General features: G+C 72.1%; 11 protein-coding genes and 1 pseudogene. 9 read left to right on the top strand and 3 right to left on the bottom strand.

Annotation, left to right across the window (positions count from 1 at the left end):
• Window positions 1-3: 3 nt before the first annotated feature.
• Complete coding sequence (locus tag OG538_RS26570) at window positions 4-786, bottom strand: PspA/IM30 family protein (protein WP_406097694.1); 783 nt, start codon at window positions 784-786, stop codon at window positions 4-6.
• Window positions 787-1082: 296 nt separating this feature from the next.
• On the opposite strand from OG538_RS26570, the gene OG538_RS26565 reads away from it, so the two are divergent.
• The 3 genes from OG538_RS26565 to OG538_RS26555 all read left to right on the top strand — a co-directional run bounded on the left by OG538_RS26565 (window position 1083) and on the right by OG538_RS26555 (window position 3780).
• A complete protein-coding gene (locus tag OG538_RS26565) occupies window positions 1083-1682 on the top strand; it encodes a DUF3043 domain-containing protein (protein WP_406097692.1) in 600 nt (199 codons plus the stop codon).
• An 83-nt stretch (window positions 1683-1765) separates the two neighbouring features.
• Entirely contained in the window at window positions 1766-2524 is a 759-nt protein-coding gene (locus tag OG538_RS26560; protein WP_406100312.1) for a class I SAM-dependent methyltransferase, read from the top strand.
• Between the two features lie 164 nt (window positions 2525-2688).
• The gene (locus OG538_RS26555; RefSeq protein WP_406097690.1) at window positions 2689-3780 is read left to right on the top strand and encodes a S1C family serine protease; all 1092 of its coding nucleotides are present in this window, start codon (window positions 2689-2691) and stop codon (window positions 3778-3780) included.
• Window positions 3781-4065: 285 nt separating this feature from the next.
• Here OG538_RS26555 and OG538_RS26550 read toward each other — a convergent pair whose 3' ends face one another.
• Entirely contained in the window at window positions 4066-4275 is a 210-nt protein-coding gene (locus OG538_RS26550; protein ID WP_356323161.1) for a hypothetical protein, read from the bottom strand.
• A gap of 183 nt (window positions 4276-4458) precedes the next feature.
• Between OG538_RS26550 and OG538_RS26545 the strand changes: the two genes are divergently transcribed.
• From OG538_RS26545 to OG538_RS26525, 5 genes and pseudogenes are all read left to right on the top strand, one after another.
• Window positions 4459-5661 carry a bifunctional adenosylcobinamide kinase/adenosylcobinamide-phosphate guanylyltransferase gene (locus OG538_RS26545; RefSeq protein WP_406097688.1) on the top strand — a complete coding sequence of 401 codons (1203 nt, stop codon included), beginning with the start codon at window positions 4459-4461 and terminating at the stop codon, window positions 5659-5661.
• 79 nt (window positions 5662-5740) lie between these two features.
• On the top strand, window positions 5741-6580 hold the full coding sequence (locus OG538_RS26540) for a class I SAM-dependent methyltransferase (RefSeq protein WP_406097686.1): 840 nt from the start codon (window positions 5741-5743) through the stop codon (window positions 6578-6580).
• A 114-nt stretch (window positions 6581-6694) separates the two neighbouring features.
• On the top strand, window positions 6695-7807 hold the full coding sequence (gene cobT, locus OG538_RS26535) for a nicotinate-nucleotide--dimethylbenzimidazole phosphoribosyltransferase (RefSeq protein WP_406097684.1): 1113 nt from the start codon (window positions 6695-6697) through the stop codon (window positions 7805-7807).
• Between the two features lie 95 nt (window positions 7808-7902).
• The gene (locus tag OG538_RS26530; RefSeq protein WP_406097682.1) at window positions 7903-9708 is read left to right on the top strand and encodes a phosphatidylglycerol lysyltransferase domain-containing protein; all 1806 of its coding nucleotides are present in this window, start codon (window positions 7903-7905) and stop codon (window positions 9706-9708) included.
• Window positions 9705-10418: pseudogene (locus tag OG538_RS26525) on the top strand (hypothetical protein); the annotation flags it as partial. The gene OG538_RS26530 and the pseudogene OG538_RS26525, both read left to right, overlap by 4 nt.
• Here OG538_RS26525 and OG538_RS26520 read toward each other — a convergent pair.
• Window positions 10364-11125: a hypothetical protein gene (locus tag OG538_RS26520; RefSeq protein ID WP_406100311.1), complete on the bottom strand. Its 762-nt coding sequence runs from the start codon at window positions 11123-11125 to the stop codon at window positions 10364-10366. The pseudogene OG538_RS26525 and the gene OG538_RS26520 overlap by 55 nt on opposite strands.
• Window positions 11126-11213: 88 nt before the next feature.
• Between OG538_RS26520 and OG538_RS26515 the strand changes: the two genes are divergently transcribed.
• Window positions 11214-11993, top strand: coding sequence for an adenosylcobinamide-GDP ribazoletransferase (locus OG538_RS26515; protein ID WP_406097680.1), 780 nt, complete (start codon window positions 11214-11216; stop codon window positions 11991-11993).
• The last annotated feature ends 13 nt before the right edge of the window (window positions 11994-12006 follow it).

Raw genomic sequence — 12006 nt, 5'->3', positions numbered from 1 at the left:
GCCTTAGTTCTTGTCGAATTTGTTCGGGGACCGGTCCTGCTGCTGCTGGGCGGCATCCTGCGGGCCGCCCTCGATCGCCTGCTGCGAGGTGGAACCGCCGGCCAGTTCGGCCTTCATGCGCTGCAGTTCCAGCTCCACATCCGTACCACCGGAGATCCGGTCCAGCTCGGCGGCGATGTCGTCCTTCGCCGTGCCGGACGGGTCGTCCAGGGCGCCGGAGGCGAGCAGCTCGTCGATCGCGCCGGCGCGCGCCTGCAGCTGCTGCGTCTTGTCCTCGGCCCGCTGGATGGCCAGGCCGACGTCGCCCATCTCCTCGGAGATGCCCGAGAAGGCCTCACCGATCCGGGTCTGTGCCTGGGCAGCCGTATAGGTGGCCTTGATGGTCTCCTTCTTGGTACGGAAGGCGTCGACCTTGGCCTGCAGCCGCTGAGCCGCCAGGGTGAGCTTCTCCTCCTCGCCCTGCAGCGTGGTGTGCTGCGTCTCCAGGTCGGTGACCTGCTGCTGGAGGGCCGCACGGCGCGACAGCGCCTCACGGGCCAGGTCCTCGCGGCCGAGCGCGAGCGCCTTGCGGCCCTGGTCCTCCAGCTTGGACGTCTGGCCCTGCAGCTGGTTCAGCTGCAGCTCCAGGCGCTTGCGCGACGTCGCCACATCGGCGACACCGCGGCGCACCTTCTGAAGCAGCTCCAGCTGCTTCTGGTACGAGTAATCGAGGGTCTCGCGCGGATCCTCGGCCCGGTCAAGGGCCTTGTTTGCCTTCGCGCGGAAGATCATCCCCATACGCTTCATGACACCGCTCATGGGCTTCGCGCGCCCCCTTCTGACTCAACCGGTCACCAGCACTCCGACAGAACCCACAGTACGGGCCCTGTCTCTATTACCGCACTGTTCGAGCGGGGATGGGGTCCTCCCCAAGGACGACTGCCCCCGGTGACCGCTCCGGCCCAGGGAGTAGGTGACGGTCAGGGACACCGGTGCCGGCGCCCGAATCGTCCCGCTCGGACACCAGCAAGGACGCAGGCCGTTGCCGGATCGTTCCCGGCCGGCCCGGTGTCGTGGCGATCGACCCCGTACCCTTGGGCCTTGTGTTCCGTAGCCGCTCCAAGGAAGAGAAGGCCCCCACCGACAAGGTGACGGCGGACCTCTCCAAGACGTCCCGCGACCCGCAGGCTCCCAAGGGTCGCCCCACCCCCAAGCGAAGCGACGCCCAGTCGCAACGCCGTCGTGCCTCCAGTGGTGCGCCGCTCGACCGCAAGGAGGCCATGAAGCGGCAGCGCGAAGCGCGTCGCGTCGACATGGCCAAGCAGCGTGAGGCGCTCGCCAGTGGTGACGAGCGGTATCTGCCTGCCCGCGACAAGGGCCCGGTGCGTCGCTTCGTCCGCGACTTCGTGGACTCGCGCTTCTGCATCGCGGAGTACTTCCTGCCGCTCGCCGTGGTCATCCTGATCCTCAGCGTGGTCCAGGTGCAGGGCATCCAGAACATCTCGCTGCTGCTCTGGCTCGGCGTGATCGTGCTGATCGTCGTCGACTCGATCGGGCTCACGTTCCGTCTGCGCAAGCAGCTGAACGAGCGCTTCCCCGATACGCCGAAGCGCGGCGCGGTGGCCTACGGGCTGATGCGTACGCTCCAGATGCGTCGGCTCAGGCTGCCGAAGCCGCAGGTCAAGCGCGGAGAGCGGCCCTGAGTACGGATCTTTCCGGTTCGGTCGGCGGCGTGTCCGCCGGCCGGCCGGGTGGTGCGGTCTCCGGGTTCTCGGGGGCTGCGTCGGTGTGGCTCAAGGGGCTCGGCGGACTGCGCAACACCGTCCGCCAGGAGCTGGTCGCCCGGCAACTGGACGAACAGATCGCGGCGCGCTTCCCCGTCGGGCAGCGGCTGCGGATCCTCGACGTCGGCATGGGCCAGGGCACCCAGGCCCTGCGCCTGGCACGGGCCGGCCACACCGTCACCGGTCTCGAATCCGACCCCGAGATGCTGCGGGTCGCCCGCGAGGCGCTCGGCGGCGAGCCGGCGGGCATCCGTGAGCGGGTCCGGTTCATCGAGGGCAACGGGCAGGACACCGGGGTCCACTTCCTTCCCGGCAGCTTCGACGTGGTGCTCTGCCACGGGGTGCTGATGTATGTCCAGGAACCCGACGCCATGGTGGCGGGTCTGGCAAGGATGCTGGCGCCGGGCGGTCTGCTGTCCCTCCTCGTACGGAACGCCGACGCGCTGGCGATGCGGCCCGGGACCGCCGGGAACTGGGACGCGGCACTGGCCGCGTTCGACTCGGACCGCTACACCAACCGCCTCGGGCTCTCCGTGCGCGCGGACCGGCTCGACGCCCTCACCGCCACGCTCGCCGGCATCGCGGCGCCGCTGCACGCCTGGTACGGGGTGCGGATCTTCACGGACAACGTGGGCAATGACGTGGAACTGCCGTCCGCGGCGGAGCTGGAGCGGGTGCTGGCGGCCGAGGACCGGGCGGGGCGGACGGATCCGTACCGCGGCGTGGCCGCGTTGCTGCACCTGTGCGGGGTACGGGGGTAGAGCGCCGGGGGCAGGGGACCGCACCGGGGTCGCCCCGGCGGCCGCGTCGCCCGAGAGCGCCGGACGGGCGGAAGGATCGCCCCCGGCCGCGAGGCGGACGGGTCTTCGGCCCCTGCGGGTGCACCCAACAGGCCACCGACCGGGTTAAAAGCCATAATCCGGACATGGATGCCTTTCACCCCCGCCGTCGTGTGCGCCGGCTGCTGCTGCCCCTGTCCGCAGGTGTCTGTGCGATCGCGCTGGTGAGCGGTTGCTCCGACTCAGCTTCCAACGCCTCGAACGCCGCCCCGACGAAGTCCGGGTCGGCCCGGCAGGGTTCGGCCTCGAAGGCCACCGGCGATCTGCAGGGCGCGTACCAGACCGTCATCAAGAACGTGCTTCCGTCGGTGGTGCAGATCGACGCCTCCAACAGCCTGGGGTCGGGCATCGTCTACGACGCCAAGGGCCATATCGTCACCAACGCCCACGTCGTGGGTGACGAGAAGACGTTCAAGGTCACCGTGGCCACCGGGGAGAAGGTGCTGAGCGCTTCCCTGGTCGCCGCCTATCCCGAGCAGGATCTGGCCGTCATCAAGCTGGACGACCTCCCGGACGGGCTGAAGCCCGCCGAGTTCGGCGATTCGGAGAAGGTCCAGGTCGGCCAGATCGTGCTGGCGATGGGCTCACCGCTCGGGCTGTCCAGCAGCGTCACCCAGGGCATCGTCTCGGCGCTCGGCCGGACCGTGAGCGAGAGCAGCGCGGGCGGTGGCACCGGCGCGACCATCGCGAACATGGTGCAGACCTCCGCGGCGATCAACCCGGGCAACAGCGGGGGCGCGCTGGTGAACCTGAACAGCGAGGTCATCGGCATCCCGACGCTGGCGGCGACGGACCCCCAGATGGGTGACAGCGCGGCACCGGGCATCGGCTTCGCGATCCCCGTCTCGATGGTGAAGACGGTCGCCGACCAGATCATCAAGAACGGCAAGGTCACCGACTCGGGGCGGGCGGCCCTGAACATCACCGGCCGCACGGTCGTCGACGACAGCTACAAACCGACGGGAGTCGCGATCGTCAGTGTGACGAAGGGCGGTGCGGCGCAGAAGGCAGGACTGCGGGTCGGCGACATCATCACGAAGATCGGCGACGTGCCCGTCACCACGATCACCTCCCTGTCGGAGGCACTGGCCCCGGAGAAGCCGGGCGAGAAGGTCACCGTGACGTATCTGCGCAACGATGCGAAGAGGACGGCCGAGGTCACGCTCGGCGAGATCTAGGGCCTCTCGCTCGGCCCGGCCGGGCTTGCGGGGTCCGTGACCGGGCCTGACCCACACTGATCCGAACGAACGACCCCGGATCCCCGGCCGACGGCCTCTGCCGGTCATGACCGGGGTCGCGCCCGGCGGGAGCCGGCTGCCCGACGGCGTGTTTCGAGCGGTCGGCCGAGGTCGCACTCGGCCGTGACGCAGCACTGCCGAAGGCTCCGGCAGCCACGGCACCGGAACGCGTGACGCGGCGTGCGCCGGGCGGGCCCTCACGGGTCCGCCCGGCGCACGTCACGCTCAGCTCTGCTCGGCCTGGAGGCTCATCGGGCCGTAGATCTTCGTCGTGTCGTCGAAGAGCGTCACCTGGTCCGCCCCGCCGTCGAGGAGTTCCTTCCAGTACTCGCCGATCCAGGACTCCGCGTCGCCCTGCGTCGTGAATTCCTCCGGCTGCAGGGCCGGCTCCGTCTCCGTACCGTCGGACTTCTCGAACCGCCACGTCCACGCCATGTCCGCCTCCTGGGTCACTTTGTTCCGTCCGCAGCCTAGTGCCGGGACCCGCAATGCCGGAGCGACGGGACGAACCCTGCCGGGAGCGGCACCCACGCTTCGGACCTGCCCCGGAAGGGACCCGTCTACGCCCGGCCACCCCCACGTCGCGCATCCGGTGCGGGGACGCGGGAGGATCGGGGCGTGGAACTGACTCTGCTCGGCACCGGAGCCCCCGACGGGCTGCCGCGGCCCGACTGCCCCTGCGCCGCCTGCGCCACCGCCCGCGGGGCGGGGGCGCGGGCCGCGACCGCCCTGCTGATCGACGACGCGCTGCTGCTCGACCTCACCCCCGGGGCGGTCTTCGCCGCGGCCCGCGCGGGTCACTCACTCACCGGCGTACGCCAGGTCCTGCTCACCCATCCGCACGACGGGCCCGCCGTCGAACTGCCCGCCGGGCTGCCCCCGGCGGGCCGGGTGCCGGACGGGCGGGTGCTGACCCTGATCAGCGGACACCGGGTGCGGGCCGTGCCGATGGACGCGCCCGGCACCGGGTACGAGGTCACGGCGCCGGACGGCGAGCGGCTGCTCTACCTGCCGCCGGGGGCCGCACCGGCCGGTCTCGCCGACCGTATGACGGAGCCGTACGACATGGTCGTCGCCGACATCGTGGGGCGGCCCGACGCGGTGGCCCGGCTGCGGGCCGTCGAGGCGATCGGGTTGGCCACCGAGGTGATCGCCGTCCATCTGGACCATGACGCCCCGCCCGGGCCCGAACTCGACCGCCGGCTCGCCGCGGCCGGGACCCGGGCCGTGCCGGACGGGACGACGCTGACGGTCGGCGCGTACCACGCCGAACCGGAGGTCCCTCGGCGCACGCTGGTCACCGGTGGGGCCCGGTCCGGGAAGTCGGTCGAGGCCGAGCGACGGCTGGAGACGTATCCCGAGGTCGTGTACGTGGCGACCGGCGGCGGCCGGGAGGGTGACACGGAGTGGGCGGCCAGGATCGGGCTGCACCGGGAGCGCAGACCGGCGGCCTGGCGCACGGAGGAGACCTGCGAGCTGGCGGAACTGCTGGCCTCGGACGGACCGCCACTGCTGATCGACTGCCTCTCGCTCTGGCTCACGGACGCGATGGACCGGGTGGACGCCTGGAACGACGCGGCCTGGGCGGGCGACGGCGAGACCGCGCTGCGGGAGCGGACCGCCGAGCTCGTCGCCGCCGTCCGCGGGACGCGGCGCACCGTGGTCGCGGTGACCAACGAGACCGGTTCCGGAGTGGTGCCCGCCACCGCCGCCGGGCGGCGCTTCCGGGACGAACTGGGCCGGCTGAACGCCGCGTTCGCCGACGAGTGCGAACAGGTGCTGCTGGTGGTGGCCGGGCAGGTGCTGACGCTGCGCGGCTGACGGGCCCCCGGCGGCCCTGCCGGGGACAGAGCAGAACGGGACCGGGGAACAAGAGCAGAACGGGACACGAGGAGCGGACATGGCGCGTGTGCGGCCGATGCTGGACGGGGTGCCGGAGACCCTGTTGTGGACGTTGTACAACCGGGCGTACGAGGCGGGACGGCCCTATCCGGTGCTGGACGACCCGATGGCGCTGCGGCTGCTGACGGACCTGGACTACCCGTTCGAGGAACGGTTCGGGCTGCCCAACCCGTTCAACTCGCAGGCCCAGGCGCTGCGCTCACGCTGCTTCGACCTGGCCGTGCAGGACTATCTCGCCGACCGTCCGACCGCGACCGTCGTCGCGCTCGGCGACGGCCTGGAGACCGGCTTCTGGCGGGTCGACAACGGACTGCTGAACTGGCTGAGCGTGGAGCTTGCGGAGGTGGCCACGCTGCGCCGCGCCCTCCTCCCGTCCCCGGACCGGCTGCGGACGCTCTCCGGATCGGCGACGGATCTGTCCTGGCTGGACGAGATCGAGGACCCGGAGGGCCGGGGCGTGGTCGTCACGGCCCAGGGGCTGCTCATGTACCTGCGGCCGGCCGAGGTGCGCAGGATCCTGGCGGCCTGCGCCGAACGGCTGCCGGGCGGCATCCTCGTCCTGGACACCATGGCCCGGTGGCTCGCGAAGGGCACGGTGGCGGGCACTTCGAAGGTCGGTGGCATGACGATTCCGCCGATGCGCTGGGCGATGGACCCGGGCGAGCGCGGGAAGCTGCGCAGCGCCCATCCGGGGATCACGGAGGTGCGTGCGCTGCACCTGCCCCGCGGGCGGGGTGCGATGGGCGAGGTGATCCGGATCCAGAACCTGCTCCCCGGGCTGCGGACCCTCACGCCCGCGATCACCCAACTGCGGTTCGGGGACCGGACGGCGCACTGAGGGGGGCCGGAAATCGCGGCGGGTACTGTTCGGCAGGAGGAAGCCATCGGCAGGCTGGACCCGCCGCCGGGCTCCCCGGCCCACACCACGTATCGACCCGCGAGGCAGACCCCCGTGAATCTGGACGACTTCTCCGACCTGATCGAACGCCCCGACGGGGGTGTGCGGCGAGATGCCGAGGAACGCCGGGAGCGGTTCATCGTGCCTCCGGGCGCCCTCGGCCGCCTCGACGAGCTGGGGGAATGGCTCTCGGCCGCCCAGCAGGCCGTGCCGGTCAGGACGATCGAGCAGGCCCGAGTGGTGCTGTTCGCCGGTGATCACGGGGTGGCGGAGCTGAAGGTCTCCGGCCGCGCGGCCGGCAGTGCGCATGAGCTGGTGCGCGCCACGCTGGAGGGCTCGACGCCCCTCGCCGTGCTGGCCCGCCGGTTCTCCGTGCCGGTGCGGATCGTCGACGCCGGTCTGGACTGCGAGCCCGAGCTGTTGCCGGAAGCGGTCGTACGGACCCGGGTGCGGCGCGGCAGCGGCCGGATCGACATCGAGGACGCCATGACGGTCGAGGAGGCCGAGCAGGCCGTACGCCTCGGCATGGCGATCGCCGACGAGGAGGCCGACTCGGGCACCGATCTGGTGGTCCTCGGTGACCTGAGCGTCGGCGGTACGACGGCGGCGGCCACCCTGATCGCGGCGCTGTGCGGCACCGACGCCTCGGTGGTCACCGGTCGCGGCGGTGCGGGGATCGACGACCTGGCCTGGATGCGCAAGTGCGCGGCGATCCGTGACGCGCTGCGCCGGGCCCGGCCCGTGCTGGGCGACCAGTTGGAGCTACTGGCGACGGTGGGCGGTGCGGACCTGGCGGCGATGACCGGCTTCCTGCTCCAGTGCGCGGTGCGCCGGCTCCCGGTGATCCTGGACGGTGTGGTCTCGTCCGCGTGTGCGCTGGTCGGCCAGCGGGCCGCGTTCCGGGCGCCGGACTGGTGGCTGGCGGGACAGATGAGCGGTGAACCGGCGCAGGCGAAGGCGCTGGACCGGATGGCGCTCAACCCGCTGCTCGACCACGGCGTCATCGTCGGTGAGGGAAGCGGGGCCCTGCTCGCGCTTCCGTTCGTTCAGGCCGCGGCCGCACTGGCGGCGGAGCTGCCCGAACGGGCACCGGAAGCCGACGAGGACGACGCCGAGGGCGACGGGGAGATGTCCGCCGACGAAGGGACCGACCCGGCCGGGGAATGACGAGCGGCAGCTGACGCGCCGGACTGCGGCCGTCCGGACACCGGCCGCAGCGCGGTCTCCTTCATGAAGCGCGATGCCCCATATGATCGCGTTTCATGGGAGAGGTCCGATTGGCCAGCGAGGAAACCGGGCGGTCCGCCGTCCGGCCGCAGAGCACCGACCGGTCGCGACGCAGCGCGGCCTTCGCCATCTGGTACCTGCGCGTCGTGTCGTTCATCAATTTCCTGAGCGCCGTCTGGGTCACCTTCGGCCAGGACCTCCGACGCCACAACACGGAGAACTACTTCACGCCCTATCTGCTCACCGCGGGCTTCTCCTCCGGGGTCGTCGCACTGTTCCTCGCGGTCACGATGCGGCGGCGCAAGCGGGCGGCGTGGATCGTCAACATGGTGCTGAGCGGCCTCACGCTGCTGCTCTTCGCCGCGGTGATCGGCTTCCCCGAGATCCGCCGGTACCCGCAGAACTGGATCTCGCTGGCGCTGACCGCCGCCTTCGTCCTCGCGCTCGTCCTCGGCCGTCGCGAGTTCTACGCGAAGGGCGACCGGTCCAACCCGAAACTGGCCGCGCTGGTGGCCGTCGGGGGGCTGCTGGCCACCTCGCTGATCGCCGCCGGACTGGTCACGCTCACCAACACCGCGCACGACGACTACCGCTCGACGTTCCTGGACCGATGGCGATACGGTGCGCTGCGCCTGGTCTCCGTCGCAGCGGACGACTCCCGCTTCCCCGGCATCAGGACGCCGGGCTGGGTGAACGTCGTCATCAACATCCTGTCCACGCTGCTGCTCATCGCCGTCGTGTACGCGGCCTTCCGCGCCCGCCGCGCGGTCGACCCGATCACTCCCGAGGACGAAGCGGCGCTGCGGACCCTGCTCGACAAGCACGGCGAGCGGGACTCGCTCGGCTACTTCGCGCTGCGTCGCGAGAAGAGCGTCATCTGGTCGCCGACCGGGAAGGCCGCCGTCGCCTACCGGGTGGTCGGCGGGGTCTCACTGGCCTCCGGCGACCCGATCGGCGACCCCGAGGCGTGGCCCGGGGCGATCGCCCCCTGGCTGGCCGAGGCCCGTGAGCACGGCTGGATCCCGGCGGTGATGGGGGTCAGCGAGGAGGGCGGCACGATCTACGCCCGGCACGGCCTCGACGCCCTGGAGCTGGGGGACGAGGCGATCGTGGAGACCGCCGAGTTCACCTTGGAGGGGCGCGCGATGCGGACCGTCCGCCAGGCGTACAACCGGGTGAAGCGGGCGGGTTACGCGGTGACGGTGCGCCGCCACGAGGACATCCCCGACGCGGAGATGGCCGAACTGGTGCGGCGGGCCGACGACTGGCGCGACGGCGCGACCGAACGCGGCTTCTCCATGGCGCTGGGCCGGCTCGGCGACCCGGCCGACGGACAGTGCGTGATGCTCGAATGCCGTGACGCCACCCCTGCCGAGGACGGCGCCGCCGGTGCGCTGCGCGCCGTACTGAGCTTCGTCCCGTGGGGGCCGAACGGCCTCTCGCTCGACCTGATGCGCCGTGACCGGGACGCCGAGAACGGCCTGATGGAGTTCATGGTCATCGAACTCCTGCAACGTGCCGAGAAGATCGGTGTCACCCAGGTGTCGTTGAACTTCGCGATGTTCCGCTCCGTCTTCGAGCGTGGATCACGGCTCGGCGCGGGCCCCGTTCTCCGCCTGTGGCGTTCGCTGCTCAGCTTCTTCTCACGGTGGTGGCAGATCGAGTCGCTGTACCGCGCGAACGCGAAGTACCGGCCGATCTGGGAGCCGCGCTACCTGCTCTTCGAGAAGAGCGCGGACCTGCCGCGCATCGGCATCGCCGCGGGCCGCGCCGAAGGCTTCCTGGAGGCGCCGGGACTGCCCAAGTGGCTGCACCGTTCGAAGCTCGGACCGCGTGGATGACCCCGCTGGAGCCGCTCGGCCGGGCGGCCCGCCGGGAGTGGGGTCCGCTGTGGACGACCGTACGCGCGGCGCTCGCCACCGAGCGGCTGCGGGCCCTCCCGATGACCCTGGGCGCGGTCTGTCTGACGGCGCTGCTCCAGGTGGTGCAGAACCGGTCGTGGGGCTACGGGCCGGTGCAGGCGCTCGGGGCGGTACGGGCGGAGGACCCGCTCGGGGCGGCTCTGCTGCGGACCCCGCTGTCGCTGTTCGTTCCCGCGCTCGACCTGCCGGTGTGGGGTGCGCTGGCGCAGGTGCTGCTGGTGTTCGGGATCGCGGAGATCTGCCTGGGCCGGTGGCGGACGCTGCTGATCGCGTACGCCGCGACGCTGGCCGGCACGCTGTACGCGCGGATCGGCGTCGCCGTGGGCCCCGACGGGTTCCTGGGCCTGCCGGGCTCCGACGCCCAGGTCGTCGACACCGGCCCCTCGGCGGCCGTGGTCGCCCTGGCGGTCTGCGTCTGCTGCGCCTGCCGGGCCCGGTTCACCGCGTCCCTGGTGATCGTCGCGATGGTGGTGGAGGTCGTGGTGAAGGACAACCTGGCCGGTCGGGAGCACCTTGCGGCCATCGTGGTGGCGCTCGTGCTGTGCGCGGTCCGGGCCCTGCGCCGGCGGCGCCGTCAGGGTTTGGGCGAGGGTGCCGGAACGCGGTCGGGTGCGCCGCCGATCAGGTCCTGGAACCTGCGCCGCGGCCCGGCCCAGCGGCGGTCGTGGTGGTACGCGCGCAGGACCGAGCGGGACCGGGCGCGGTGCCGGTTGCGGTAGAACCGCTTGGCCCACATCGAGGCCGGGCGGGCCAGCCGGACGGCCCCGACCAGGGCGACGAACGGGATCAGGGTGCCGACCACCGCCATCCGCGCCTTGCCCTTGAACAGCGCGATCAGCACGAAGCAGAAGTTAAGGACGAGGGTGAGGACCACCCCGAGCCGGCCCTGTTGCTGATCGTCGCTCAGGCCGTCCACGCCGAGCGGCGAGAAGCCGCCGAGCACCAGCAGAACGAGTGCGGCGGTGAGGACCACGACCTCCACGCTCTGGCGGCCCTGCTCGGTCCAGTACACGTCGTCCATGTGCAGGATCAGCGCGAACTCGTCGAGCACCAGCCCCGCACCGATGCCGAAGACGACCGCGCAGGCGCCGGCCGCGAAGCCGTGCTTTCCGCTGGCCACCGCGCCGAACCCGCCCACCACGCTCAGCACCACGCCCGGCACCACATGGTGGACATGGACCCCGCCCGGCGTGATGTTGCGGAACGGGCCCTTGCCGGCCCGGATCATCCGGGTGATGACCCGGGTGACGGCGAACGTCAGCACGAAGGCGGCCAGGGCCAGGAGCAGGGGCAGCTTCCCCGGCTCGACGATGTTCCGATCGAACCAGTGACCCATCCCACCCACTCCCGAAAAGTCGCTCATACCCTGCTTCATGACGTTCCGGACAATCTATCGGCAGCGCCCACCGATTAGCCTGCGCGCCGTGACCTCCCTGAACAGCCACGGCCTGCGTTTCGCCTTCGGCACCCTCACCGTGCTCCCCGTCCGCGTCACCCGCTGGGACCGCGACGCCGCCCGGGCGGGGATGCTGTGCGCCCCGCTCGCGGGCCTCGTCGTCGGGGTGCTCGCCGCGGTGCCCGGCAGCCTGTCGCTGCTGCTGGGCTCGGGGCCGCTGCTTGCGGCGGTCGCCTCCGCCGCGGTGCCGGCGGCCCTCACCCGGGGGCTGCACCTGGACGGTCTCGCGGACACCGCCGACGGCCTGGGCAGCGGCAAGCCGGCCGACGACGCGCTGCGGATCATGAAGCAGTCGGACATTGGGCCGTTCGGTGTGATCACCCTGCTGTTCGTGCTGCTCGCCCAGGTGGCGGTCCTCCAGCAGTTGTACGCGCAGGGCTGGGCCCAGGGCGCGGTGGCGGCCGCCGCTTCCGGCGCCGTCGCCCGGCTCGCGCTCACGCTGGCCTCCCGCCGCGGCGTTCCGGCGGCCCGGCCGGAGGGGCTGGGCGCCGCGGTCGCGGGCACGGTCCCGGGCGCCGGCGCGGCGGCCGTCGCGGCCCTGACCCTGGCGGCGTGCGCGGGCGCCGGTGCGCTGCTGGGCGGGTACGGGGCCCTGCGCTGCGCGCTCGCCGCCGTGGCCGGGCTCGCGGGGGCCCAGCTGCTGCTGCGGCACTGTGTGCGGCGGTTCGGCGGGGTGACCGGTGATGTGTTCGGCGCGCTGGCGGAGACGGCGGCGACGGTGACGCTGGTGGGGCTGGCCCTGGGCTGAGCCCCCTGCGACG

The organism is Streptomyces sp. NBC_01013 (assembly GCF_045162765.1).
Taxonomy (GTDB): domain Bacteria; phylum Actinomycetota; class Actinomycetes; order Streptomycetales; family Streptomycetaceae; genus Streptomyces.
This window is presented reverse-complemented; position numbering and strand designations above follow the sequence as displayed.